Source organism: Bacillus sp. S71 (assembly GCF_016625265.1).
Taxonomy (GTDB): Bacteria; Bacillota; Bacilli; order Bacillales; family Bacillaceae_G; genus Bacillus_A; species Bacillus_A cereus.
On sequence record NZ_JACVUW010000014.1, the window covers coordinates 81,275 to 107,457 of the forward strand.

Genomic DNA, 26,183 nt, shown 5'->3' on the forward strand with positions numbered 1-26,183 from the left:
GAAAAGGAGGGGTAGATCATGAGTTTATTTAAACGAATTAAAAATATAATGAAAAGCCCAGAGCCACCGAAGCCGGAAAAGAGTCTTTTAACGTTAGCTCCTGGTGATATGATTGAAGTTTCATTAGTCATGTACGAATTAACTGGGAAAACGAGTATGCATTCTCGCAAGGAAATTGTTTTAACACTGCAAGACGGGAAAGACATTCGTTATTTAAAAATTGAAGATCGTGAAAATACGTATTACAAATTATATACACCAATTGATGGTCGCTTAGATTCAATTGAGGAAATTCCGACGACAATTGAAATGGATGATACAGAGTACCATATGGAAGAACAATATAACGGACGTGTTGTTGTGATGGGGAAAACACCATTCTCAGCTTCAGAGGAACAGTACGTCTGGGAATTCCAATCAGATAATCGAAAATTATTGCGTATTGAATGGCAAAATGGTCGTACAATGATGTATGAGGGAGAAGCAATCATTCCTGCTGATGTACAAATTATAAGAGCAACGTAAGGGGGCGTAATCATGTCAAACCGATTGTTTACCATGATTAAATCGTTTGTGATCCCTATACTTGCTATCGTTACATTACTTGTTGTTGCTGGTTATGCCTTATCAGGTTGTCAAGGCGGGCAGACAAAGTCGATTCAAGACCGTTATCCGCTTGAGTCTGTCGCAAAGGAAGGTAAACAAGAATCTTACGTGTATAGGGCCGCCAATCGGTCAGTTCCTGAAGTCGCGAAGGAACTTATAGCCGAAAGGAAACCGAAACAAGCATCTAAAGAAGACGAAAATCAAATGTTTCTCGTTTATTCGGATAAAATGTATAACCTTCAAAAGGATAAAGAGAAACCATCTGATACGTTAATTGAAGTAAGTAATGAAGAATTTGTCCGTCAAAACTACCAACCGTCCTTCTTGCAAGGATATATTATGGGTAGCATATTAAACGATATATTCGGTTCACGAAAATCATCATATGGTGATTATCGAGGATATAATGACAGACAAAATCATAAACCAGTTATTCCAGAGAGACCACCTACGAAAGAAGAAAAGAAAACCCCACCTCCAATTACGAAGGAAGGGAAAGGGTCTATCATTAAGCGAGGCGATAATGTAGATTCGAAACCATCAGTAGGTGATAAGGGAAGTATTACTGAAAAAGGAAGTAATACGACGCCCCCACCTTCTACTGGAAGCAAGGGTAAAATTACAAAAACACCAGGTGGTTCAAGTGGATCAGATGTGAAGCCGAAATCATCTATTAAAACGCCGCCAAGAAATACATCTCCTCCGAAAACGAGGGTCGGTGGTTCAGGGAAAATTACGAAGAGAAGATAGTAGAGAGACCGAAAAGTGTAAGTTGCTTTTTGGTCTTTTTTCTTGTTATAGGAACTAATTCCTTTCGGGTGGTGCAATTTAGGCGTAAGAGGGGAGAGTAAAAATATATCAGCGATTATTAGAATATATCGACCACAACTCAAAATATATCAGCGATTATTGAAATATATCGACTTACCGACAAAAACTGACAACGATAGCAACTTAATAATAAGAAGAGGGTGTGCCAAAATGTTAGCACACCCTCTTTTTTCATAATGATTAATGAATATCACGTTTCTTGAAATTACCGCCTTTTACTTCTGCTACATCATAAACGGTAATAAAGGCATTAGGATCGATTTCATTAATAAGTTCTTTCATTTTACTTTCTTCTAAACGGTTAATTACGCAAGAAATTTCTTTGAATTTCTCTCTTGAATAACCACCGTATACTTCGTTATATGTTGCACTTCGGCCTAAACGATCACGAATTGTTTCTACCATCAATTCAGGCTCTTTTGTAATGATTTTAAATGCTTTCGAACCACTTAAACCAACTTCAACGATATGAATCACTTTCGAAGCGATAAAGTAAGCAATTGCCGAAAGGATAGCTCCTTGAAGACCGAATACGGTTGATACGAAAATAAATACGAACATGTTTAAGAATAAAATAAGGTCACTCGTTCCAAATGGTAACTTACGAGAAAGCAATACAGCAAGCATATCGATTCCATCTAATGCCCCACCGTTACGTAATGCTAGTCCCATACCAAAACCGATGATAATACCACCAACAACTGTAACTAATAATGTATCGCCTTCAATAATAGCTGGTATTCCGTGCATGACAACGGTACCTATTGCTAATGAAGCAATCCCGATAATGGAATAAATCGCAAAGCTTTTACCGATTTGCTTATACCCTAACCAAACGAAAGGAATGTTAATAACTGCGATTAGAGCTCCTAATGGCAATCCAAATAATCTTGAACTAACGATACTTAAACCAGTCACACCACCGTCTGATACGTTATTTGGAATTAATACTGCTTCTAATCCGTACGCTGTGATAAATGCCCCAATAATAATCATCAAAGCTTTCGAAGCAATTTTTAGCTTATTGGGCTTGTTTTTGATAATTTTCTCCATGTAATTTCCTCGTTTCAAACTAGTTTCTTATTTGTTACGTAATTCACACCTAAATTCCATTTTAACATTTAATTTGAAAAATTTCTCCTTTAATGGATGTATGCAGGGAATATTATGACCATATTATCTTTAAAATATTTTTGAAATCAGTATAAGAAATCCCATCCTTTCAAAGGATGGGATGCTATTAAGAAAATATAAAACTAAGTACTGATACGAATAAAGCGAAACCTAAAATAGTTCCACATATTTTCATATGACGCTTACGTCCCATTACGACAATCGCAACATATTCACGGATCATTGCGTTAGGCCAGTAATAAAATGCAGTTTTTGATCCAATACCTTGGCTATTAAGACCGGCTTGTCTTGCATATATACCAGCACGGAAAAGGTGGAAATTATTCGTTGTAAAAATACTTTTATATTTACCTTCTGGTTTTAAAGAATCCATAATTTCTTTAGAGAACAGCATATTTTGATATGTGTTTACAGAGCGATTTTCCTGGACTGTATGTTCAAGAGGAATTCCTTTTTCAACAGCGTAACTTTGCATCGCTTCCGCTTCTGGAAGACCTTCATCTGGACCTTGTCCACCAGAAAAAATAATTGTTGGTGGTGTATTAACAGCGGCTTGTTTCCAATAGAAGTCAATCGCTTTATTAATGCGGCTTGCAAGTAAAGGTGGTACTTTATCATTAATTAAGCCGCTACCAAGAACGATGATGAAATCTTGATTACGTCTTGGTCTGTTGAATTGGTATAAAAAATATGCACTTAAGAAGTTAGATAAGTGTATAAAGAAATATATGCTTATAAGAGAAATAGCTGCAAAAATAGGCTCTAAATGCGATGAAACCAAACTTGCTGGATTTATAATAGGGAGTAACATAAAGAATAACATCCCTAAAGCAGCAAGGAGTGTTAAACAGTTAGTGAACCGTCGTCCTTCTCGCTTCATTAAAATTCTAGCATTAAGAAATAGCCCAAACATTAAAGCAACAATACCGAAAGGAAGCATAATGAGAAGTGCTAAAAAAGGTAAAAATATAATGTAGCGTAGGACATCACTATCTGAGTTCAATGATACAATCACACAAAAAAGAAGGAAAAAACAGATAAAGGCATTAAATAAAAAGCCGTTTATTATTTTTCGCGGATCTTTTAAATAGGAAATAAGAAAAATAATAAATAGTATAAGAGGAATAATTCCGAAATACATCATAAATATAGTACACCTCAATTTGTATAAGAATTTGACATACCTTTTATATTACATGATTTTATAAGTAAAAATGAAAGAAAAAATGATTTTGAATTTTCTCAATAAAATATATAGATACGTATGTTACAATATATTCAAAGCGATATATTAAAAGTAAAATGGTTGAAAAGGCACTCAGTAGAGTGCTTTTTCTTTTTGTATGCAATTGTGCATATTATATTTTTTTTCAAATGAAGAGGATTACAATATAAGTTGTAGACAGACTTTATAAAGCAGAATTTCATACAAACATTTCCCTCTACTTTTTGTATCTAACAATCGTATAACAATAAATAATTCTGTTTTATAGTGTCTGTTTTAGTAAGGTGGCTTCTTTGAAGGCACCTTTTTTTTATTAGTATAGATAGTTTTCACTGTTAGCATAGTGTAAACTATCTATACTAAACATTAGCAATCTTCCGTATAAATATTATCAATTTACTATATATTCCAGTGGTGTTAACCTACATATGAAAGGCTTTCTTTTTCAAAATATTACCCCTAATAAAATTTTGAAGAAGTCAACTGTCTCCAAACTTGTCTTTATGCTTAAAGAAAAAGCACTCAATTTGAGTGCTTTTTCTTATTGAAACATGCTATTTTTCTAGGCGATTTTCATAAAATAAAAGTAAAGAAATGAAAGTGGGTGACAAAATGCCGGCAGTTGTGGAAGGTGTTATTATTGAAAACTGCAATGGAACAATTAATGTAGGTGACAAATATAACGTACAGCCGATTGAAAAGACGAAGGCTTATAATGGATCGGGATCATCAAATACAGGAATGAAAGTACAAACGTTTAGCGGGATTAGTACAGCTGATGTATGGGATAATGATGCGAATGATCAGGGGATACAGTTTACCTTATAGTACAGTATGTAAAATTGCATAAAATGATGAAGTTGCCCTATGATACAATCTAGCTGTGAGCTGTTAATGATTCTTCTATAGTGTAGTTGTTAGATTAGAAATATAACATCTTATCGAAAATCATACGTACAAAAAAAGACACTTCAAACGAAGTGTCTTTTTTATTTTAGTGATATCCTTTAGCAGAGTCTTTATGAATTTTATTTTTAAAAATACTGTAGCTCCAAAGCTGATATCCAATAACGATTGGTACCATGACCATTGCTACGAAGAACATAATTTTTAAGTTTAATTGACTACCGGCTGCGTTGTATAACGTTGTACTGTATGCATCGTTAATACGGGATGGTAACATTCTTGGGAACATACCTGCAAAGCCAGTTGTCATAAACATTGCGATTGTTAGGCAAACGAATGTGAATGCAAGGCCGATTTTATGTTTGTACACCATAATAAGTGCGAGTACACTCATTAGCATTGCAAGTACTGGAAGAATGAATAGTACCGGATATTCCGTAAAGTTTTGGAATAAGTTTGTCCGATTAGCAGTTGCTACATAGAAGATAGCTAAAATAATAGCTGCTGCCATTGAAAATGGTCTTGCGATTTTATAAGCACGGTCGGATACTTCACCAGTCGTTTTAATCATGACCCAAAGGGCACCGGATACGACAAATATAGCAGTGAAGAACAACCCTCCTAAAATACCGTAATGGTTTAGTAAGCTAAGTAAATTTCCTTCATAGCCATTTTTTCCGATTTGTAGTCCATAATACAAGTTAGCGAATGTAACACCGAATAGGAAAGCAATTAAAAAACTGCCAATTGCAAATGCCCATTTACAAGTTTTTTGCCAAATCGGTGAATCATCTTTATGCATGAATTCCAGTCCAGCGGCACGCGCAAACAGTGCAAGTAATACTAAGAATAACGGTGTATATAGATAACTAAACATATTTGCATATGTGACTGGGAAGGCAGCAAATGTTGCGCCACCAGCTGTAATTAACCACACTTCATTACCGCCCCAGAATGGGCCAATTGCTTCTTGTAATTGATTTCGTTCTTGTCGATCTTTCGTAACGAAAGGAAAGATCATTCCGTTACCAAGTGCATACCCGTCAAGGATGAAGTAAACTGTCCAAATCACGCCCCATAAACCGAACCAGATGATTGCAAGCATATCATGAGACATGGGCCACACCTCCCTCAGTAGCAGGTTCTTCTAATGCTGCAGGTCCTTTTTTCGCGAACTTCAGCATTAAGTATACGTCTGCGATTAAAAGTAAAGTGTAGAACAAAATTAAACTAATTAATGAGAACCAAATTTGCGGGACAGATATAGGTGATACAGATTCTGCTGTACGCATTAGTTTATATACTGTCCAAGGTTGGCGACCTACTTCAGCGACAATCCATCCTGCGTTAATCGCGATATAAGGAAGTAAGACAGACCATATTGTAATTTTTAAATAACGTTTTGAGTTTTCTAGTTTTCCTTTTCGGTTTAAATAGAAGCCATACCAAGTTAATGCCATAAAGAACATACCAAGTGCAACCATTAAGCGGAAGCTATAATACACGAGGTTAACATTTGGACGTTCATCTTTTGGAATGTCTTTTAAGCCAACGATTTCGCCATCAAATGAGTTTGTATAGAAGAAGCTTCCTAGTTTTGGAATCGTAAGGAATTCAAAGTTTTTCTCATTTTTTACATCAGGAATTTGAACAATTGAGAAGCCTTGTCCTTTTCCAGTTTCCCAAACTGCTTCCATCGCAGCTCCTTTTGCTGGTTGATATTTAGCTGCTGATACACCAGATTGATGTCCCATAAACGGTGTAATTGTTGCGGCGAATAAGCCTAACATTAAACCAAACTTAAATGATTTTTTGAAGAATTCCACTTCATTTTTACGTAATAAGTGATAGGCACTAATTGCCATAACGAAGAAAGCACCTACGATATAACAACCAATGACAGTATGGAAGAACATATTCCAAGCATATGGATTTGTAACGAGTGCCCAGAAATCATTTAATTCAGCGCGGCCATTACGTACTACGTAGCCAACAGGGTTTTGCATAAATCCGTTTGCTGTAATAATCCAAAGTGCGGAAATGTTTGTTCCAAGTGCAACCATCCACATACAGAAGGCACGGAACTTTGGTGAAATTTTGTCTTTACCGAATAACCATATTCCCATGAAAGTAGATTCTAAGAAGAAGGCAACGAGTGCTTCGATTGCGAGAGGTGATCCGAAAATGTCTCCCATATATTTGGAGTACTCAGACCAGTTCGTTCCAAATTGGAATTCCATCGTAATCCCAGTTATAATCCCCATTACGAAGTTAATTGTAAATAATTTACCCCAGAAATTTGCCATTTTACGGTATGTTGGATTCAATGTGCGGGCGTATTGAGTTTCCATACATGCTACTAAAATGACAAGTCCGATTGTCAAAGGTACAAATAAAAAGTGATAAAAAATAGTAATTGCAAATTGAAAACGACTCAGTAACAGAACGTCGGACATAATAAATATTCACTCCTTTTTTACATTATCTACAATCAGTTTATAGTGAAAATACGTTTAAAGTATGTGAGACTTGTTACAAAGCTGTGTGTATATTTTGAAAGAATTATGTCGATTATCTGAAAATATCTTATTTTTACTATAAAGCGATATCCTTTTTGAGTTTTTCATATTTTGGTACACTATATAAGTAATGTAAATGAGAGAAAAGAGGTTTTTTTACTATGAAGTCATTAGAAGAGATTTTACAATACAATGAAAAATTTGTTGAAGAGAAAAGATACGAAGAGTATGAAACGGGAAAATTCCCGAATAAAAAAATGGTAATTATCTCTTGTATGGATACTCGTCTTGTTGAATTATTACCAAAAGCAATGAATATGCGTAACGGTGATGTGAAAATTATTAAAGTAGCAGGAGCTGTTATCTCACATCCATTCGGAAGTATTATGCGTAGTATTTTAGTTGCTGTATATGAACTTGGTGCTGATGAAGTTTGTTTAGTTGGTCACCACGATTGCGGTATGGCAAAAATTCAAGCAAGCAGTACAATTGAGAAGATGAAAGAGCGGGGTATAACAAATGAGAAATTAGATACACTCCGTTATTCTGGAATCGATTTAGAAAGATTCCTACAAGGGTTCTCTAGTGTAGAAGAAAGTGTAGAACATAGCGTATCGATACTTCGCAACCATCCATTACTTCCAGAAGAAGTACCTGTTCACGGTCTTGTTATAGATCCTGATACAGGAAAATTAGATTTAGTTGTGAATGGTTACGACAATTAAGAATTTACTTTGTCATCCTTTTTATCTGGGACAGGATCAAATCCTCCCGGGTGGAAAGGGTGACATTTTAATATACGCTTACAAGTAAGCCAAAAACCTTTGAGTGCACCATGTTTTTGAAACGCCTCTAATCCGTAATGAGAACAAGTCGGATAAAAGCGGCAAGTTGGTGGTGTCATCGGAGAAATGAACTTTTGATAAAAGCGTATAATCCCAATAAAAATCTGTTTCATAATGGTCTCCTTTTCAGCATAGTCTTAAAGTATTATAGCACGACGGTACATAATACTTTACTAATGTGCATTTCCGTTATATCATATTGGATATAACGGAATTAAATTAAAAGCGGGAGAGATGTTGTATGCCATCAGTAGAAAGCTTTGAATTAGATCATACGATTGTAAAGGCACCTTATGTAAGACATTGCGGAGTTCACAATGTAGGTAGTGACGGTATTGTAAATAAATTTGATATTCGTTTTTGCCAACCGAATAAACAAGCAATGAAACCAGATGTTATTCATACGTTAGAACATTTATTAGCATTTAATTTACGTAAATATATTGATCGTTATCCGCATTTTGATATTATCGATATTTCACCGATGGGCTGCCAAACAGGATATTATCTTGTAGTAAGCGGAACACCGACAGTACGAGAAATCATTGATTTATTAGAATTAACATTAAAAGATGCGGTTCAAATTACAGAAATTCCAGCTGCAAATGAAACACAGTGTGGTCAAGCGAAGCTTCACGACTTAGAAGGAGCACAACGCTTAATGAACTTCTGGTTAAGCCAAGATAAAGATGAACTTGAGAAAGTGTTTGGATAAGAAGAAAAACTGCCTGTGAAAGGGCAGTTTTTTTATTGTGCTAAGAGCAACCATACTCTTCTTTTTTATGAAAATATATTACATACTCCAACATATAAAACAAAGGCAGAACAGAGAAAATAAACAAATGCTTTCATTTTTTGCTGCTTCTTTATTTCATCGATTCCAAAAAGGATACACATAATACTTAAAAGGATAAACACGTAAGGTAAAAGAATAGTGAAGTTTGCAAAGAAGCTAAATAGGGCGAGAGAAAGAGCGATAGTGGCGATTATAATTTGAATGTTTTTTAACATGGAATCCCCCTTAAGTAGAAAGAAATAGTTACTGAGAGAAAATAATTATAAATGCTAAATTGGCCAAAATTTCATTCTACATATAGCGAAAGTAGTTTGATATTAAAAAGAAGAATATGAGACTGGAAACGAAAAAATACGGGATACTCATTGATTTTCGTCCGGATTTCAATTCATTAATTCCTAGAAGAATAAAGAAACAACTGAGAATAAATTGTACGTATGGGAGAAGTGAAAAATTATCGGTAACATGGATATAAGTGCTTAGAATGAGCAAGAGAAGCATGAGAAATGCTAAAAAACTCCGTAATATAGTTAGAGTTAGCATTGTATAGCCTCCTTTAGACCATTTATCGGAATATTTCTGTGAAACCAATAAATAAAGCAGCGGCTCCTGCTAGTAGAGCGAGCACACTACCTCCTGTTTGCTGTTTTAATATTTCCTCTAAACTTATGGTGAGGGCCATAACTCCTAAAGAGATAAACATATACGGCATTATTTCTCTATTACTAGTAAAAAATCCATAGATTGCTATAGATAAAGCAATAAGTGATAAAGTAATCCGTACTCCTTTTAGCATGCATGTACCTCCTTTTATTTGATATAACTAATGATGAGAACAATCCAAATGAAAGCACCGGCAATAATACAAATAAATCCAGTTGCTGCCTCCTTTTTCTTTATTTGTTCAAATGCGATGAGAAACATTAAAGCCCCTAATAGAAATTGTGAAAGAGGTAAAAAATTATTTTGACCTGTATATAATCCAATTGCCGACATAACGATCACAGTGAGTGCTACTATGATGCGAAGTATACGAAGCATATTAGGAATTCTCCTTATTCTTTTTTGTATAAGGATTGTCTTCTAGTTTATCGACGGAATGTTTATAAGCATAGCCTTTATTAATTGTCATGATGGAGAGTACGAGGATGATTAGGACGATGATAATACCGATAATTAATATTTTGAACATAAAATCCCTCCTTTTCTTTATTTTACATAATTTTGTAATTGATGAAAACAATAGAAAATAAAAGGATGAAAGAAGGGTGTTACATGGAGACGAAAAAAACATATTATATATCAATAGGAAATGGTCAAATTTCACAAGTGAAGACGGCGGATACGTATAATTTTGAGATTTCCGCAAATGATGAGGAAATTACGGAATTAAGAGAGCACTTTGATCAAGCATATGTAGAAGATTTAGGGTCATTTGTACGCTCCCACGTTCCATTTGTTGAGTATCATCACGATTCAAATAATGACCGATATGATGAACAACTACAAAAAGCATATAAAATGATTTACGATTTAGGAAATCATGAGACGAAAGAATTAGTCGCGCAAATGGGAATAATCAATGGATTGTAATTGGATAATATTATGCAGAAAAGCGAGAATATGCTACAATTTGTGGTAGGAAAAACTTGTAACCATCAATAGGGGAGTAATGGCATGTACAAATTTAAAGATTATTACCACAACACTGTACAATTATCGTTTGAACGTTATCCATTTTCTCCTGAGCCAAAGCATGTTTGGGTTGTATGCCGGTACGGGGATCAATGGTTATTAACACATCATTTACGTCGCGGTCTTGAATTTCCAGGTGGTAAAGTAGAAATAGGGGAAACACCGGAAGAAGCGGCAGTTCGAGAGGTTCATGAAGAAACCGGCGGCATAGTTTCTGATTTAACTTACTTAGGACAATACAAAGTATCTGGAAAAGACAAAATAATCATTAAAAACATTTATTTTGCAACAATTAGTGCGGTAGAAGAACATACGCATTACGAAGAAACGAAAGGGTCTGTTTTATTAAAAGACATTCCTGACAACATTAAAACGAATAGAAAATTTAGCTTTATAATGCGCGATGACGTATTAGCGCGTACGATGAAACATATAGAAGAAATCGGCTGTTTTACGAAGTAAAGTAGCCGGTTTCTTTTTTTGTATGTAAGAATAAATGTAAATATATCTTTACATTATTTTGGGTATATTATACAATTTTGTAAAGATATATTTACATTTTAGGAGGGGGAAGATGGATAAAAGAAAAGAAACGACTGTTACTGTGTCTATGGTTAAATTAAATGTCTATGCATTTCTTATAATATTTGTTTTGGCATTTGGAATTAGTTTTTTACATGCACTTCTTTCAGGCGGGGTTCAAGTTGAAATTACGTTACCAACTGTGTTTCTTTTTATTATCGCAATGATTGTTCTCGTTTGTATTCATGAGGCAATACATTTAATTGGCTTTCGCTATATCGGAGGTGTTCCATGGAGTGAACTAAAATGGGGCGTTAATTGGAAATTAGGTGTTGCATATGCTCATTCTAAACAGGCGGTTACAGTAAAGCAAATGAAGAAAGTGTTAATGCTTCCGTTTTTACCAACTGGAATTTTGCCAATTGTATTGGGAGTAGCTATGAATCTGGAGCCACTCTCATTTTTAGGAATTCTACTAACAGCAGGTTGTATCGGTGACATTGCCTTATATCAAAAAGTTTCAAAGTTTCCAGATGATGCGCTAGTAAAAGATCATCCGAGTAAACCGCAGTTTACAGTATATGAATAATAAAGGAAGGGGAGGCGTTTTTGAACAACTGCTTCCTCTTATTATTTTTTGTCGGTGAATCAATATATTGTGAAAATTATTGATATAATTTAATTACTATTATTGTGTTTTTATCTCCACCTCTAAAAACGAAAGCACCTCCAACAAATCATCTACGATACGTGAATGCTTAAAATCACCCCAAAACGAATCTTTTTTCCAAACACCAAGAATTCCTACTTGTTCAGAACCAAGCACATCGTTTTCTGGATGATCTCCAACATAAAGACATTCTTCTGCCTTAACATCTAGTCTTTGCAAAGCACGTTCGAAAATTTCAGGGTGAGGTTTTTTAATTCCTTCAGCTTCTGAAACGAGAATGGTGTTTGTATACGTATGTATATGTAGTGCTCGAAGGTTGCTCATCTGAAATTCAGTAAAACCATTTGTGATAATACCAATTTTAATGTTTCGCTGTTTTAACTGTTGAAGTAGTTCATGCGTGTTTTTGAAAGGAATACAATGATGTTGGAAGTTTGTAATATAGTCGTGTAGCAGTTGCTCTTGCGTTAAAGTAGTAATGTTGTATTCGGAAAGGAGAGTAGCATATACTTTATCCTTCCACGTATAGCCATTATTATCGAGTTCAAGAAATCGAGAACAATACTCTGATTTCTCTATACTCATCAAATGTGAGGAGAAGCGATTATATTGCTCACAAATAAATTGTTCTAAAGATTGGCGCCGATCTAATAGTGTTCCATCTAAGTCGAATAAGATTGCACGAATCATGAGAAGCCTCCTTGCAGTTTTTATAATTAATTATCGCATATTCGTTAAAAAATGATTATTATATTTTTGTAGAATGTATTGATGGAGGACTGTATGAAGAGACTGTATGGCAAGTTAGTAGGGGTTATCGTTGCAATCGGCTTACTAGCAGGATGCGAAAGTTCTATGAAGAGTGTGAAAGAAAAAGAAGTGTGTAAAACAGACGAAGAATGTGTGGAAATAGGAGATAAGAAACTTCAAAAAGTATATGAAAAAATAGATGGATTATCTGAGCTTGAAGCAGTAGAAGATTATGAAATAGAAGAGCATGAAAGTGCGGATATGAAAGAGGCAGAGCAGAAAAAAGATGATGAGGATGATGATGAAAGTTATTTCTTTTTAGCTTCTTATTATATCGATGGTGATGAAATTGTAGATCCTTATTTTGAAAAAATAGAACGGAAACGTTTAAATAAAGTATTCGCTGAAGATAAAGAAGCGAAAGAAGAGGTGCTACAACAACGTCAAGATAGAGGGTATCATGAAGACTTATGGGATATGTATCGTACACTCATTCCAGCTAAATATCGTGGGAATATAACAGAATTTGATTTAATAACAGATGGTTATGACGGTGTTGTTGCCCATGTTATGCCGAGTATGGAGAATCCGAAAGACTGGACTCTTAGCCTAGATACGCTTGATTCTGCGGTAAATATCGATGAAGTGATGAAAACATTAATTCATGAGACGGCTCACGTGTTGACGCTCGGGCATAAGCAAATACCAGTAGATGAAAACTATGTAAAGGCTTTTGAAGAAGATAAAGATATTTCAACGTACCGAAATAAATGTGGAAATCTTTTCTTACAAGAGGGATGTGCGAAGGGAAAATCTTATATTAATCAATTTTATAACTCTTTCTGGAAGCCTATTGAGCAAGAGTGGACAGAAAAGAAAGTAGAAGAAAGTGAAGAAACTCAAATTGAGTTTTTTAAAGAAAAGCAAGATGAGTTTGTCTCACAGTATGGAACGACAAATGTAGCAGAAGATATCGCAGATACATTTACAGCGTTCATTTTACAAGATTCAAAAAAAGTGAAAGAAGGAACAGAGTTAAAATATAAGAAAATTGCTTTCTTCTATCAGTTCCCTGAGCTTGTAAAAATGAGAGCGGAAGTGCTGTCAGGATTATATGATGTTTCGAAAACGATAGAACAACAAAGTGGAGACTAATGTAAGTTATGTGTTCGATATAGTTTCGTTAAAGTAAAGCGTGAAGAATTTTTAATTCTTTGCGTTTTTTTATGTTGATAAAATTGAAAATTCTGTATTTTTCTTTAAAAGAAGAAGGAACTGGAGGTATAAAATAGAATTAGTATAAAAATGTCACAATTTAGACACAATTATAATGCGCGTGTTGTAGGGACTATAAGTTTACTCTCGAGGAGGTAATGAAACGTATGAAAACGATTCTTGCTGTTGCTGGTCTCATTTGGGTAATGTCTCACGGTTTTCCGATTTTTGAAGGGGAGCAAATTCGTAGTGCTTTGAATGAAAAGTTTAATGATTATCATGTGATAGATCGAAAAGATAATGTCGTTACAGTACGTGTGAAAGACTGTTTCCATACAGTTACGGTTGCGGATGGAAACATTACAAATGAAACGAAAATGTGTGATAAAAGGTAAAAGAAAGAAGCTGACTATAGCGTACTGTTTTGAGTCAGCTTCTTTTTCTTTTTCCAATTAGAATTTTTTCAAATGCCTCAACAAATACATACATAAGAGTTGCAAGAACACATGTGAGTAGTACGCTAAGTAAGACGAGTGTGAAGTTAAAGACTTGGAATCCGTAGCTAATTAAGTAGCCAAGTCCTTGTTTGGAAACGAGAAGTTCTCCGAAAATAACACCGACCCAGGATAAACCAACGTTTACTTTTAACGTTGAGATAATTGCTGGAAAGGATGCAGGGAGAACGACTTGCTTATAACATTGCCATTTATTTGCACCAAATGTGTCCATCACTTTTATATAGTTAGAATCGACTTCTTGAAATGCACTGTAAATAACGAGAATGGTAATGATGATGGAAATGATTACTCCCATTGCGATAGAAGATGAAATGTTTGGACCGAAAATAACGATGATGATTGGACCGAGTGCAACTTTTGGCATTGCATTTAGGACGACGAGATAAGGATCAAGTACGCGGGCTAGAAGTGGCATCCACCAAAGGAACGTGGCAATAATAGCACCAAGTACTGTTCCGAGAATGAAGCCTACTCCTGTTTCCAGTAATGTCGTCCATATGTGGGCCCAAAGTGAACCGTCGATCCATTTCGTTAAGAAGAGATCCCAAATACTCGAAGGAGAGCTAAAGAGTAAAGGATCAATCCATTCTTTTTTACTAGCTATTTCCCATAGTGCAAAGAAAAGAATAAGTAGTAAAAGTTGTAGCGAGCGAGCAATCCAAGCGCGTCTGCGTTCGTTCTTTCGAAATTGTTCATGTAGTTGTTTTATATTATCCAAGTCGTTCCAGCTCCTTCCATATATCTTGAAAGAGGGCTGGGAAATCGTAGTGATGGCGTGCTTCTAACGGTGATAAAGAACGGATACTTTCCGGGACGATAAAGGTTTTTGCGATTTTTCCGGGATTCGCTTGCAGTAAATAAATACGATCACTCATCGCGATCGCTTCTTCAATATCATGAGTAACAAGTAGTGATGTTTTCTTATATTTATTTAGTAAGTCGAAAACGAGTTCTTCTAGTTTTAATTTCGTTTGATAATCGAGTGCGGAGAATGGTTCATCTAGTAATAAAATTTTCGGATCAGTCGCTAATGTTCGAACGAGAGCGGCACGTTGACGCATACCGCCGGATAGTTCACGAGGATATTGTTCTTCTACACCATGAAGACCGACTTGTTTTAAAAGATTTAAAGTATGTTCTTTCATCTGCTCATCATAAATCTTTCGAATATGAAGTCCAAGCATAATATTTTCTTCAATCGTTTTCCAAGGGAATAAGTAATCTTGTTGCAACATATATCCCATAGATGATGTTTTCGTTGTAATCGGTTCACCATCTAAAAAGACGATACCGTCAATTGGATCAAGTAATCCAGCAATGATTGAGAGGAGCGTTGTTTTACCGCAACCACTTGGACCGAGTATAGAAATAAATTCGCCTTCTTCCACTTGTAAGCTCATATCTTCGAGAATAAGTTTGGCATTCTCTTTTGCAAAAAAACAGTGAGAAACGTTACGTATTTGCAAAAAACTCATACACTTCGCCTCTATTTCTTAATAACGCTTTCGGCAATTTTTGTATTGACGAGCGCTTCATGTGGGACTTCTTTTTGTAATTCACCAGCGTCTTTCATAATAGTTTGGAGCTGTTTCCATTCTTCTGCATCTAATAGTGGATTTGTCGCATAAGAATGTTGCTTTTTGTACCGCTCAATTACTTTTACTGTTATGTCTTTTGAAGTGTCTTTAAATAGCGGAGAAACGGCATCAGCAATTTCTTCTGGACTATGTGTATCAACCCATTGCTGTGCTTTATAGAGAGCACGTGTGAACTTTTCAGCTGCAGCTTTATCTTTCTTTAAGAAACTTTCTTTTGCCATGAACGTTGTATAAGGAACAGTACCAGATTCATTTCCGAATGAAGCGACGATATAACCTTTACCTTCTTTCTCAAGTATACTTGCAGTCGGTTCAAAGAGCTGTACAAACTCTCCAGTACCAGATGCGAAGGCATTTGCAATATTAGCAAACTCGATATTTTGAATTAAGTTTGTATCTTTATGAGGGTCAATGCCATTTTTCTTTAAAACGTATTCTCCAACCATTTGCGGCATGCCGCCTTTACGCTGTCCTAAAAATGTAACACCTTTTACGTCATTCCAATTAAAAGAGTCTAGTTTTTTACGTGAAACTAAAAATGTCCCATCTGTTTGTGTAAGCTGTGCAAAGTTAATGACAGGGTCTTTCGCTCCTTGTTGATGAACGTAAATAGACGTTTCAGAACCGACGAGAGCAATATCAATTCCGCCAGATAATAGGGCGGTCATCGTTTTATCGCCACCAGCTGTTGTTTGTAGGTCAATATTTAGTCCTTCATCTTTAAAAAATCCTTTTTCAATCCCAACATATAATGGGGCATAGAAGAGAGAATGGGTAACTTCGCCGACGCGAATGTTTTGAGTTTGTTCTTTCGTACCTTCTTTTTTACTACTACAAGCAGCAAAAGTAAAAACAGCTAGTAACATGATGCAAAAAATCGCGATTAATTTTTTCACTATATAACACCTCCTAGAAGTCACTCTACAAGCATGATATGTAGGTAATCGCCCATATGTGAGTGTAGATAGCAGGAATTTTTTTGGTGGTAAAGAAGTACAAATATAAGGGGTGATAAAATGGAGTACGAATACGATGATAGCGTACATTTACATCTTGATTATTTCGGGACAGAATGTGATATGGAATCGATTGCTTATAAGAGAAAGAATGAAGACGTATGGGATGTGTATTTTAATTTTGGAGTATACGGTATTCAGAAAGACGATGTAGAGTTAGGGAGATTTATGGACGAATATGCTGGTCATTACGTTTTTTCTGTACATGCTCGCGATCTTAGCTGGGAATTTGGAAGTGCCCAGTTTGAAGAGTGGGTGTTGAAAAATCGGATAGTAGAAAAAACGCTACAAAAATAGGAGGAATTTTGTGATTGGATTTCTCATCTTATTATTTATTTTTGTGGCCGGATTTTTTATCATGCAAATGCTTATTTACCGATTTGCAAAGAAAAACATCCATAAATATACAAAAATAAAGTGGTTTCATATGTGGCTACATATGAATATGAAAAAAGGTCCGAGATTAGATTTTTTTGATTTTGTAATTATAGTACTCGTATGTATCGTATGGAAAATATGGCTGCTTCCCTTTATATAATACACATACTAATCATTTTCTCTTTTATCATAAAATAACGAAAAGAACCTGTCTTGTGGCAGGTTCTTTTCGTTATAGTAATAGTTGTTAAAAACGTGCAACGCCTTTTTATTAATTCTTTCGTATTTTCATGTTAAATCTTTAATAGCAGGACTTCTAAAAAATAGTTATTGTATCATAAAGTGGAATGCTGAAATTAAGTTTTTCAAGAATGAGTAATTTGTATGCCACAATTTAACTGTTGATTAAGGGAATATTAAGACAATACATTTATGATAGAAACAAGTATGCAGACGAAATATGTAATATATGTTATTTTAATAGAAATAGTTCTTTCGATGCGAGGGAAATTAAGACATAGAAACGAGGGAATGAATTGAAGTATGGTTCTACACTTTTTCATCTTCCAAAAAGAAATATATTAATTTCTAGCATTATAAGTAGTATGGTGACTTTATTAGTAATAACTATGCTGTTTATGATTTTAAAGGTTTTTAATTTAGATATGATGAAAGATCATTTAAATCAAAAGCTTGTTTTAAGTGTTATGATGATTTTCATATGGGGCATAACGTTTTATATTACGCATTTCAATAAAAAAGAGATGTCTATACTTAGAGCATCCCTGCGAGTGCATTTTATATTACTTTTACTAGCTCATACAGTAGCGTTATTTTATATTGTCATGCAAGTTAATATGATTTTCATAGAGGCAATGAATTGGATTTACTTTTATAATATGCAGTTTATATTAAGTTTTGTAGTAATTTATGCAATATATATTCTTGTATATAATTTAATAGGTAAGGTTTTTCTAAGTATGGTTTTAACGAGCTGTACGTTAGTCATTTTAGGTATTGTGAATTATTTAAAGCTTATTTTCAGAGGCGATCCGTTATATCCTTCTGATTTCACACAAATTACGCATATGCAATCTGTTATACCGATGGTGATGGACTATTTTAGCTGGAGCTATATTTTTGTCATTATCTTAAGTATCGTAGCTTGTATTGTTGCAGGGATATATATGAGAAGCTATATTCAAAATGTAAAGATTCATCTAGGAATTAGAGCCTTATTAGTAGTAGGATCTATTTTTGTTTTATATGCGTACGGTAATTTTGCGAATACATTTATGAATAAAGTATTTCAAAAATCAGGTGTAGATTTTGTTTTGTGGAATCAAAATGAGAACTATGCTTCAAATGGTTTTGTACTAGGGTTTATTAGCAATTTAGATACAACAGTTATGGAAAAACCAAAAAATTATTCTAAAGAAAATATGCTTCAAATAGCAAACGATATAAAAAAACAATATAGTGGAAATATAGGGAATGAAAAGAAAAAAGAGAAACCGAATATTATTTTTGTAATGAGTGAATCGTTTTGGGATCCGACGAAAGTAACTAACCTTTCTTTTAGTGAAGATCCTGTACCAAATTTACATCATTATATAGAAAACTTTCCTGGTGGACAAACTATTTCTCCTACATTTGGGGGAAATACGGCGAACGTTGAATTTGAGGCATTAACGAGTTATTCGATGAGTTTGTTAAAGCCAGGTTCTATACCATATCAGCAGGTCATTACAAATAAGAAAGAAATTCCATCAATCCCTACGGCGTTGAAGAAAGAAGGTTATTACACAAGTGCAATTCATTCATTTGGTCGCACATTCTTTAAACGTGACGATGTATATAAGGTGTTAGGGTTTGATAAGTTTAATGCAGATGACACGATGAAAAATGTGGATATTGATGGAGATTATATTAGTGATTTAGCGATGAGTAAAGAGATAATTGCTGAGTTAGAGAAACAAAAACAACCTACATTTATTCATGCAGTTACGATGCAAAATCATTTTCCATTTACAGAGGGCCGATTTGGTGAAAACCTAATAGAAATTACCGGTCTAGAAAATGAAGAATCAAAGGGAGAATTAGAGACGTATACAGAGGGATTAAGACGTTCAGATGAGGCTCTTCAATATTTAATAGAGCAACTAGATAAGTTAGATAGACCTACATTATTAGTATTCTTTGGAGATCATCTTCCATCATTAGGAACAAATAAATCTTTTTATAAAGAAAATGGGTATATAACGAATGAAAAAACACCGAGCGAACGTTTAGCGATGGCGCAAACTCCGTTATTAATGTATGCAAACTTTGATATGCCAAATGATAATTTAGGTTTAGTAAGCCCAATTCATTTTTCTAATCTTATTTTTGATTATGCAGGATTAAATAAATCCTTATTTTATCAATTTTTATCGGAACTTTACAAGGAAATACCAGTGCTTAGAGATGAATTAAAAGTTGATAAAAATGGAGAAGTAATCAATGATTTAACAAAGAAACAAAAAGAAATGTTAGAGCAATATAAAATGCTTCAATATGATTTACTCGTTGGAAATCAATATAGTAAAGATATCCTCTTTAAATAAAAGAAACAAAAAGAACTTGTATAACGATACAAGTTCTTTTTTCATAGTATTTAACGGGGTAACCAGACAAGCTGGGTTTAGGGAGTATTACTTGTACATTTAGTATATATGAAAATATAATCGTTTTATTTGTGTGTTTGTGAGAAATGTGTGAATTTTATGTTTTATAAAAACGATTATATTAACTTTCGTTCTTGTATTGCAGTTGTTATGTCTGTAAAAATTTTATCAGTTCTTTATTTAATTCATCCGCTTGATCGATTGGTGAACCATGACCACTATTTGTAAGAGCATGTAACTGAGAATTTTTAATTCGTTGTTGCGTAAGTTCAGCACTTTTGTAAGGAATTAGTTGGTCGTGAACGCCGTGGAAGATTTTTGTTGGGACGTTAATTTTATTTAAATCTTTCGTTACATCTTCATTTGCAGCTGCTTGTAAAATTTTGATAAGGGCATAAGAAGCGGACTGCATACCGAGATAAGAAAACCATTCAAGGGTTGCAGCTCCTAAGTTTCTATTGAAAAAGGATAAAGATACATCATTTAAAAATTTTGGTAAATTAGCATACATTTGATTAATGAGAGCATCTGCTTGTTCTTTCGGTACACCGTAAGGGGACTCTTGATTTTTAACGAAAGAGGGAGAGACAGCGTCAATTAATGCGAGCTTAGAAATGCGGCGCCCATTATAGCGAGACATATAGCGAATAGAAAGAGCACCACCAACTGAGAAACCGACTAATGTAGCGTTCTCTACTTGGAGTGCTTCTAGAACAATTGCGATATCATCGGCTAATCGATCATACGTGTAACCAGTCCATGGCTTATCAGATTGTCCATTCCCTCGTATATCCATGGCGATACAGCGAAAGCCATGCTCTGGTAAAACATTGAGTTGATATTGATACATTTGATGATTTAAAGGCCATCCGTGAACGAAGAAAACAGTCTTACTACCTGGACCAGGATTAACGTCTTGCACAAAAATATGCACATCTTTCTCGACAGTAACAAACATAAATTTCCCCCTATTTTATGAATATGCTCTATCCCAAAAGCGTTGTTTTGTCATAGCTTTAATAAATTCATTTGCTAGTCGCGTAGGGTCTTGTTCTATTAAAACACCAGGCTTTCCTTCGATATTTAAAGATTGAATAATAGAAGAGCCGTTTTGGAAGGAGCCAATCGGCTTAAAGTGATTATATGATTCTACGACAAATGAACTTGCTTTGTTAAGAAAATGATCATCCATCTTTCCGCCAATAAGAAGTAATCCATCATAAAGGAGTGGTGAGCCTGTTAAGAAAGTATCATTTACTTCCCACTGTCCATTTGGCGTTCCCTGCACTATGCCTAATCGTTCGGAAACGATCACTGGTTGAAGACCTACTTGTTTGAACTGATTTATTATATATTGTGCGCTTGGTCCATCATATCCCTTTGCAACAATGACACCTACTCGTAATGTATTAGGACTAAAGGTTGTATTTGCCATACTTAGTGCTGGAGATGATTTTGTAACGTTGGATTCTTGCACATTTGGGACTTTTGCTCCGAGAGCTTCTGCAACTAAAGTAGCCAATTCTGTACTAATATGTCCAATCATATCCACGACTTGTTGGCGGACAGATTTACTTTTGACTTTTCCTAATTCAAAGGAGAAAGCCTGCATAATATGGATTTTTTCGAAGTGACTCATACTATTCCAAAATAAACGAGCTTGAGAGAAGTGGTCTTTGAAGCTAGCAGTAGTTTCCCTTGTTTTATGACCAGATACAGTAGAAGGATATGTAACGAATCCCCCCTTTGTTCCAGGTACAGTATAAGGAGAATTCTTTGCTAAGGAATTGTTATGGTAGGCAACTTTTCCTTTGTCGATTATATATTTAGACGCACCATCTCTTTGGTTGTTATGAAATGGGCATATTGGACGGTTAATCGGTAGTTCTTGATAATTTGTACCAACGCGTGCTAATTGTGTGTCTGTATAAGAAAAGAGTCTACCTTGTAAGAGAGGGTCATTGGTAAAGTCAATACCACGGACGATACTTCCAGGGTGTAGTGCCACTTGTTCAGTTTCAGCAAATACATTATCTACATTGCGATTTAAGGTCATTTTCCCAATGATTTTAACGGGAAAATCTTCTTCAGGCCAAATTTTCGTTGCATCTAATATATCGAAGTCGTATTTAAATTCGTCCTCTTCTTCTAAAATTTGAATGCCAAGTTCGTACTCAGGATAGTTTCCAGCATTAATATTTTCCCACAAATCACGGCGATGGTAATCTGGGTCAGCACCACCTAGTTTTTGTGCTTCATCCCAAATTAACGAATGAACGCCAAGCTTTGGCTTCCAGTGGAATTTCACGAATCGTGACTTTCCATTTTTATTAACTAGACGAAATGTATGAACGCCAAATCCTTGCATCATTCGAAAGCTTCTTGGAATTGCACGATCGGACATAATCCACATCATCATTGCAGCTGATTCTTGATTGTTGGCGATGAAGTCCCAAAAAGTATCATGTGCTGTTTGACCCTGTGGAATTTCATTATGTGGCTCTGGTTTAAGGGCGTGAATAAGATCAGGAAATTTAATGCCATCTTGAATAAAGAAAATGGGAATATTATTTCCTACTAAATCAAAATTTCCTTCTTCTGTATAAAATTTAACGGCGAATCCTCTTACATCTCGATTCGTTTCATTTGCTCCTTTTGATCCAGCTACTTCAGAGAAACGAATAAAAAGCGGTGTTTTTTTTGAAGGGTCTTGTAGAAAGTGGGCCATTGTTAGCTCTTCTAAAGATTCATATAACTCAAAAATGCCATGTGCTCCGTATCCTCGTGCGTGAACGACTCGTTCTGGAATTCGTTCACGGTCAAAGTGAGAAAGTTTTTCTCGCATAAGGAAATCTTCTAGAAGGGTAGGGCCACGATCACTGGCAGTTAAAGAGTTTTCATCATTTGAAATTTTAACACCTGTATTTGTTGTCATCTCCTTTCCTTCATTTTCACGCGTGAAAGATTGGAGTTGTTCTGTCTTTTTATTTTTTTTGCCGTCCATAAAAAACACCTCCCATAATATACGTATTATTTTTTGTGTTTTTTATGCTTGTATATAGCATGAAGATGTTGCGTCGTTGGGATGATTTTCCTCAAATGTTCGATTTATCTTTGTTTGTCTATGAAAATCATTTATTATAATAAATGGTATTCTTCGAGATATTATTTTGAAGGGGTGTTGAAGTGAAAGAAAGTTTTCTATCATATAAAGAAGAAGAAAAGAATGCAAAAATCCTTTTATGGGTGTTATATGCCATTGTTATTGTATATCAAATTTTCTATGCAATCGTATTAGACGATAAATCAATAATGGATAAGGGATACAACATAGTATGGCAAGTTATTTGCGGAGTAGCGATACTGTGCGTGAATATATATTTAATGAAAAAAGAGAAGGCAAACCTTGTTAAATATGCATGGATATTTGCATACATAGGGATAGAAATCGCTAATATACTTTCATATATTTTTTATAATAAGGCGGCGTTTGATGCGACAAATATAATAGAAATTATTCTCATTTTCTTTGTACCCATATTTTTAAATAAAAAATTTTATGTGATTTTACTTTCTTCTATTGTAGGAAAATATTTAATTTATTTATTTGTATTAGAGGAAGTAAAAGCATTTATGTATCTTATTATGTATACACTTATGCTAATTGCGGCGTATATCATTTTAAACCGATTTTTACAATATCTTTCAGCTGTAAAGGAAAGTATTGCGATTGCTAGCGAATCACAGAAATTAGCAGTAATCGGAAAAATGGCAGCGACGGTTGGACATGAAATTAAAAATCCACTCGCTTCATTAAAAGGATTTACGCAATTACAACGAGAGAAGCATGAAGAGGATCCTATTTATAAACGTATGATTTTTGAAATAGAAAATATGAATAATATGATAAGTGAGTTAATGGAAGTTGCTACATGCAAACCTTCTATTTATAAGAAACATGATGTAGGAAAAATTGTATTACAAGTAATAACAAGTCTTCGCGAAAAAATGAATGAATTAAACGTACAGTTTATTTCTAATGTGGAAGAAAAAATAATAGAAGTTGAATGTGATGAACGAAAAATAAGAGGAGTCTTTTTATATACGATAAAAAATGCTTTAGAGGCAATGGAACAAGATGGCATATTACATGTAAGATTAGAAAATAAAGGGAAAGAGTATGTAATGATCAGCGTGATTGATAATGGTCATGGTATTAAGCAAGAAAACTTAATTCGTGTTACAGAGGCCTTTTATACAACGAAACAAGATAAAATTGGTCTGGGACTTACGGTAGCGAATCGAATTGTCGCCGAGCACCTTGGTGAGCTGCATATTTCAAGTGAAAGAGATACTGGAACGAGAATAGACATCATTCTCCCAAAGAAGTGTGGAAATACTGAAATCCAAGTGGAAGAAAAGCTAGGAGTTACCATATGAATAAAGGCTATATATTTAAAAACGAAGAAATAAAGGCGCTGAAAGCATTTTTAAGTTTATTTTTCATTATATTTTTTGTATATGATCTTGCTTATGAATTTATCGTACCGTTAATCGGTGGAGAGCAAGAAGGTGTAGGTGAGTTTGAAGATGGTTTAGGTTTATGGCTTTACTTTTTGATGGTGGTATTGTTTTGCGTTGGGATATACTTTATGAAATGGAAGAATGCTTTTGCGGTAAAGTATATTATTCTAATTGGCTATAATGTATTAGATTTTATCCATAACATTATGATTTATTATGGTAGCGATGCAGAATTTGACGGTGGAAATATAGTAGAAGGATTTTTTATTTTGTTTGCACCAATCTTTGTGAATAAAAGATATTTCTGGTTAATTCCAGCGATACTTGTCGGAAAGTATGCTCTTACAGGAATCATTATTCAATCTTCTCTCGTTTTAATCCCAATGGCATTATATAGCGTATTTACTATCATATGTTGGATTATATTTTTGAGGGTTCAGTCTTATGTTCGGACGCTTGAGATGATGGACAAAGAAATAAAACAGACAGAAAAACTAGCAGCTGTTGGAAAGATGGCAACGGTTATTGGTTATAAGATTAGAAGACCTTTAGCAAACTTAAAAAAACTTGTGAATAAACAAGCAGACAAGCATCCAGAGGATAAAATTTATAGTGATATTATGAAACAAGAAGTAGATCGGATTCATATAATTGCTACAGAACTTAGTGGATTTGAGAAATCTAAATCACTAGAATCAGAAACTCATAACATACAAGAAATTATCTCTTATGTTATTCGAGTTATGGAAAAGCCTGCTTTAAAACAAGGAGTCTACATACAAGGTATTTACAGTAAAGACTTACCATCAATTACATGTGATGAAAAACGATTAAAACAGGTCTTTTTTAATTTAATTAAAAATGCAATTGAAGCAATGTCAGTTGGCGGAACAATTACGATTAAAGTTACTGTAAAAGATGGAATCATCATTCAAGTGAAAGATGAGGGATGCGGCATTCCGAAAGATAAAATTCCAAAGTTAAATGAAGCCTTTTATACAACGAAAGAAACAGGAACTGGTCTAGGTTTAGTAGTTACAGAAAAAATTATTAAAGACCACAACGGTAAAATGAGTTTTGAAAGTGAAGTTGGGGTTGGAACGACGGTTGAGGTTATGTTACCACTGCATTAAATAGAAAAAACATCACTTCCAAATAAGTGATGTTTTTCTATTTTATCTTGCTATTTGTGGATAGTAAAAATCTCATTTTATCGATAAAGAATGTATGATGTATTTCTAAGATCAAAATGTTTTTTTTAGTTTTTATTATGGATTTTCCAGTAAAAAATTTAGACTATAAAAATTAATTGTTTTTTTCTAAAAAAACTATTTTCTTTTTTGGGTTTTAATGGTATATTCAAAACACGATAAATAAATACCTATTTTTGGCACACTATTCGAAAGGATAGGTCGCAAAGCTAAGAGTCTAAAGTAATGAAAATTACTATGATAGTCTGGTTGCAGTTTGGATTTTCACACATAGTTGTATGTATGAAAATCGAAGAGGCAACCGGATTTTTTATTGTCTTAAAAAGAAAAAATAAATGGGCACACTATTCGAAAGGATAGGTCGCAAAGCTAAGAGTCTAAGGTAATGAAAATTACTATGATAGTCTGGTTGCAGTTTGGATTTTTACACATAGTTGTATGTATGAAAATCGAAGAGGCAACCAGATTTTTTATTGTCTCAAAAAGAAAAAATAAATGGGCACACTGTTCGAAAGGATAGGTCGCAAAGCTAAGAGTCTAAGGTAATGAAAATTACTA

Annotated in this window: 30 protein-coding genes and 3 riboswitches; of the genes, 15 read left to right on the forward strand and 15 right to left on the reverse strand. The window is 34.4% G+C overall.

Translation table 11 applies throughout. The annotated features are described in order from the left end of the window. Positions 1-18 precede the first annotated feature (18 nt). Both IBT51_RS23175 and IBT51_RS23180 read left to right on the forward strand, forming a co-directional pair. A complete protein-coding gene (locus tag IBT51_RS23175; RefSeq protein WP_000051755.1) occupies positions 19-525 on the forward strand; it encodes a DUF4178 domain-containing protein in 507 nt (168 codons plus the stop codon). A gap of 12 nt (positions 526-537) precedes the next feature. Then, positions 538-1,356: a DUF4247 domain-containing protein gene (locus IBT51_RS23180; RefSeq protein WP_065229475.1), complete on the forward strand. Its 819-nt coding sequence runs from the start codon at positions 538-540 to the stop codon at positions 1,354-1,356. A 261-nt stretch (positions 1,357-1,617) separates the two neighbouring features. Here IBT51_RS23180 and IBT51_RS23185 read toward each other — a convergent pair whose 3' ends face one another. Continuing rightward, positions 1,618-2,490: a YitT family protein gene (locus tag IBT51_RS23185; protein ID WP_000411241.1), complete on the reverse strand. Its 873-nt coding sequence runs from the start codon at positions 2,488-2,490 to the stop codon at positions 1,618-1,620. Positions 2,491-2,677: 187 nt separating this feature from the next. Beyond that, on the reverse strand, positions 2,678-3,715 hold the full coding sequence (locus IBT51_RS23190) for a YdcF family protein (protein WP_000990094.1): 1,038 nt from the start codon (positions 3,713-3,715) through the stop codon (positions 2,678-2,680). 675 nt (positions 3,716-4,390) lie between these two features. On the opposite strand from IBT51_RS23190, the gene IBT51_RS23195 reads away from it, so the two are divergent. Further along, positions 4,391-4,624 (forward strand): spore germination protein, encoded by a 234-nt coding sequence (locus IBT51_RS23195; protein WP_002001299.1) that lies wholly within the window; start codon positions 4,391-4,393, stop codon positions 4,622-4,624. Positions 4,625-4,790: 166 nt separating this feature from the next. On the opposite strand, the gene cydB is transcribed toward IBT51_RS23195, so the two are convergent. Further along, positions 4,791-5,819, reverse strand: coding sequence for a cytochrome d ubiquinol oxidase subunit II (gene cydB / locus IBT51_RS23200; protein ID WP_000017662.1), 1,029 nt, complete (start codon positions 5,817-5,819; stop codon positions 4,791-4,793). Continuing rightward, complete coding sequence (cydA, locus tag IBT51_RS23205; protein ID WP_001286166.1) at positions 5,809-7,158, reverse strand: cytochrome ubiquinol oxidase subunit I; 1,350 nt, start codon at positions 7,156-7,158, stop codon at positions 5,809-5,811. Before cydA ends, cydB begins: the two co-directional genes overlap by 11 nt. Positions 7,159-7,382: 224 nt before the next feature. Here cydA and IBT51_RS23210 point away from each other — a divergent pair, with 224 nt between their 5' ends. Further along, complete coding sequence (locus IBT51_RS23210; RefSeq protein WP_200458605.1) at positions 7,383-7,946, forward strand: beta-class carbonic anhydrase; 564 nt, start codon at positions 7,383-7,385, stop codon at positions 7,944-7,946. Here the strand turns inward: IBT51_RS23210 and yidD are convergent. Continuing rightward, a complete protein-coding gene (yidD, locus tag IBT51_RS23215; protein ID WP_000809334.1) occupies positions 7,943-8,179 on the reverse strand; it encodes a membrane protein insertion efficiency factor YidD in 237 nt (78 codons plus the stop codon). The genes IBT51_RS23210 and yidD overlap by 4 nt on opposite strands. A 128-nt stretch (positions 8,180-8,307) precedes the next feature. Between yidD and luxS the strand changes: the two genes are divergently transcribed. Further along, positions 8,308-8,781: an S-ribosylhomocysteine lyase LuxS gene (luxS, locus tag IBT51_RS23220; RefSeq protein WP_001141371.1), complete on the forward strand. Its 474-nt coding sequence runs from the start codon at positions 8,308-8,310 to the stop codon at positions 8,779-8,781. Positions 8,782-8,846: 65 nt separating this feature from the next. On the opposite strand, the gene IBT51_RS23225 is transcribed toward luxS, so the two are convergent. The 4 genes from IBT51_RS23225 to ytzI all read right to left on the reverse strand — a co-directional run bounded on the left by IBT51_RS23225 (position 8,847) and on the right by ytzI (position 10,054). Next, a complete protein-coding gene (locus IBT51_RS23225; protein WP_053563496.1) occupies positions 8,847-9,077 on the reverse strand; it encodes a YczI family protein in 231 nt (76 codons plus the stop codon). A gap of 350 nt (positions 9,078-9,427) precedes the next feature. Further along, complete coding sequence (locus tag IBT51_RS23230; RefSeq protein WP_074047382.1) at positions 9,428-9,658, reverse strand: DUF3953 domain-containing protein; 231 nt, start codon at positions 9,656-9,658, stop codon at positions 9,428-9,430. Positions 9,659-9,672: 14 nt separating this feature from the next. Then, positions 9,673-9,903: a DUF3953 domain-containing protein gene (locus IBT51_RS23235; RefSeq protein ID WP_000944455.1), complete on the reverse strand. Its 231-nt coding sequence runs from the start codon at positions 9,901-9,903 to the stop codon at positions 9,673-9,675. Position 9,904: 1 nt separating this feature from the next. Further along, positions 9,905-10,054: a YtzI protein gene (gene ytzI / locus IBT51_RS23240; protein WP_000472791.1), complete on the reverse strand. Its 150-nt coding sequence runs from the start codon at positions 10,052-10,054 to the stop codon at positions 9,905-9,907. 83 nt (positions 10,055-10,137) lie between these two features. Here ytzI and IBT51_RS23245 point away from each other — a divergent pair, with 83 nt between their 5' ends. The 3 genes from IBT51_RS23245 to IBT51_RS23255 all read left to right on the forward strand — a co-directional run bounded on the left by IBT51_RS23245 (position 10,138) and on the right by IBT51_RS23255 (position 11,668). Continuing rightward, positions 10,138-10,455: a hypothetical protein gene (locus IBT51_RS23245; protein WP_000448409.1), complete on the forward strand. Its 318-nt coding sequence runs from the start codon at positions 10,138-10,140 to the stop codon at positions 10,453-10,455. An 84-nt stretch (positions 10,456-10,539) separates the two neighbouring features. Next, a complete protein-coding gene (mutTA, locus tag IBT51_RS23250; protein ID WP_000276382.1) occupies positions 10,540-11,019 on the forward strand; it encodes an antimutator 8-oxo-(dGTP/GTP)ase in 480 nt (159 codons plus the stop codon). A gap of 112 nt (positions 11,020-11,131) precedes the next feature. After that, on the forward strand, positions 11,132-11,668 hold the full coding sequence (locus IBT51_RS23255) for a DUF3267 domain-containing protein (RefSeq protein ID WP_098390751.1): 537 nt from the start codon (positions 11,132-11,134) through the stop codon (positions 11,666-11,668). A 99-nt stretch (positions 11,669-11,767) separates the two neighbouring features. Here IBT51_RS23255 and IBT51_RS23260 read toward each other — a convergent pair whose 3' ends face one another. Beyond that, complete coding sequence (locus tag IBT51_RS23260) at positions 11,768-12,439, reverse strand: HAD family hydrolase (RefSeq protein WP_088024712.1); 672 nt, start codon at positions 12,437-12,439, stop codon at positions 11,768-11,770. Between the two features lie 93 nt (positions 12,440-12,532). On the opposite strand from IBT51_RS23260, the gene IBT51_RS23265 reads away from it, so the two are divergent. Beyond that, positions 12,533-13,654: a hypothetical protein gene (locus IBT51_RS23265; protein ID WP_063548865.1), complete on the forward strand. Its 1,122-nt coding sequence runs from the start codon at positions 12,533-12,535 to the stop codon at positions 13,652-13,654. Between the two features lie 227 nt (positions 13,655-13,881). Then, complete coding sequence (locus IBT51_RS23270) at positions 13,882-14,109, forward strand: hypothetical protein (RefSeq protein ID WP_000849112.1); 228 nt, start codon at positions 13,882-13,884, stop codon at positions 14,107-14,109. Positions 14,110-14,143: 34 nt separating this feature from the next. Here IBT51_RS23270 and IBT51_RS23275 read toward each other — a convergent pair whose 3' ends face one another. The 3 genes from IBT51_RS23275 to IBT51_RS23285 are packed head-to-tail and all read right to left on the reverse strand — an operon-like array spanning position 14,144 to position 16,726. Next, positions 14,144-14,950 (reverse strand): ABC transporter permease, encoded by an 807-nt coding sequence (locus IBT51_RS23275; protein ID WP_088024708.1) that lies wholly within the window; start codon positions 14,948-14,950, stop codon positions 14,144-14,146. After that, positions 14,943-15,707, reverse strand: a complete 765-nt coding sequence (locus tag IBT51_RS23280) for an ABC transporter ATP-binding protein (RefSeq protein ID WP_088024706.1) — start codon at positions 15,705-15,707, stop codon at positions 14,943-14,945. The genes IBT51_RS23275 and IBT51_RS23280 overlap by 8 nt, the downstream gene beginning before the upstream one ends. A gap of 11 nt (positions 15,708-15,718) precedes the next feature. Further along, positions 15,719-16,726, reverse strand: a complete 1,008-nt coding sequence (locus IBT51_RS23285) for an ABC transporter substrate-binding protein (RefSeq protein WP_000733140.1) — start codon at positions 16,724-16,726, stop codon at positions 15,719-15,721. A gap of 120 nt (positions 16,727-16,846) precedes the next feature. Here IBT51_RS23285 and IBT51_RS23290 point away from each other — a divergent pair, with 120 nt between their 5' ends. The 3 genes from IBT51_RS23290 (at position 16,847) to IBT51_RS23300 (ending at position 19,830) form a co-directional block, all read left to right on the forward strand. After that, on the forward strand, positions 16,847-17,143 hold the full coding sequence (locus IBT51_RS23290) for a DUF3986 family protein (RefSeq protein ID WP_000455579.1): 297 nt from the start codon (positions 16,847-16,849) through the stop codon (positions 17,141-17,143). Between the two features lie 10 nt (positions 17,144-17,153). Beyond that, a complete protein-coding gene (locus IBT51_RS23295) occupies positions 17,154-17,384 on the forward strand; it encodes a hypothetical protein (RefSeq protein WP_000578980.1) in 231 nt (76 codons plus the stop codon). Between the two features lie 376 nt (positions 17,385-17,760). Beyond that, a complete protein-coding gene (locus IBT51_RS23300; RefSeq protein ID WP_200458604.1) occupies positions 17,761-19,830 on the forward strand; it encodes an LTA synthase family protein in 2,070 nt (689 codons plus the stop codon). Between the two features lie 208 nt (positions 19,831-20,038). On the opposite strand, the gene IBT51_RS23305 is transcribed toward IBT51_RS23300, so the two are convergent. Both IBT51_RS23305 and IBT51_RS23310 read right to left on the reverse strand, forming a co-directional pair. After that, positions 20,039-20,848 carry an alpha/beta fold hydrolase gene (locus IBT51_RS23305; RefSeq protein WP_000498279.1) on the reverse strand — a complete coding sequence of 270 codons (810 nt, stop codon included), beginning with the start codon at positions 20,846-20,848 and terminating at the stop codon, positions 20,039-20,041. Positions 20,849-20,863: 15 nt separating this feature from the next. Further along, entirely contained in the window at positions 20,864-22,894 is a 2,031-nt protein-coding gene (locus IBT51_RS23310) for a catalase (protein ID WP_200458603.1), read from the reverse strand. A 182-nt stretch (positions 22,895-23,076) separates the two neighbouring features. On the opposite strand from IBT51_RS23310, the gene IBT51_RS23315 reads away from it, so the two are divergent. Beyond that, positions 23,077-24,330 carry an ATP-binding protein gene (locus IBT51_RS23315; RefSeq protein ID WP_098678577.1) on the forward strand — a complete coding sequence of 418 codons (1,254 nt, stop codon included), beginning with the start codon at positions 23,077-23,079 and terminating at the stop codon, positions 24,328-24,330. Beyond that, a complete protein-coding gene (locus IBT51_RS23320; protein ID WP_053563505.1) occupies positions 24,327-25,547 on the forward strand; it encodes an ATP-binding protein in 1,221 nt (406 codons plus the stop codon). The genes IBT51_RS23315 and IBT51_RS23320 overlap by 4 nt, the downstream gene beginning before the upstream one ends. 246 nt (positions 25,548-25,793) lie before the next feature. After that, positions 25,794-25,882, forward strand: a riboswitch (cyclic di-GMP riboswitch). Between the two features lie 71 nt (positions 25,883-25,953). Then, a riboswitch (cyclic di-GMP riboswitch) is annotated at positions 25,954-26,042 on the forward strand. 71 nt (positions 26,043-26,113) lie between these two features. Further along, positions 26,114-26,183: riboswitch (cyclic di-GMP riboswitch) on the forward strand. This riboswitch is flagged as partial in the annotation.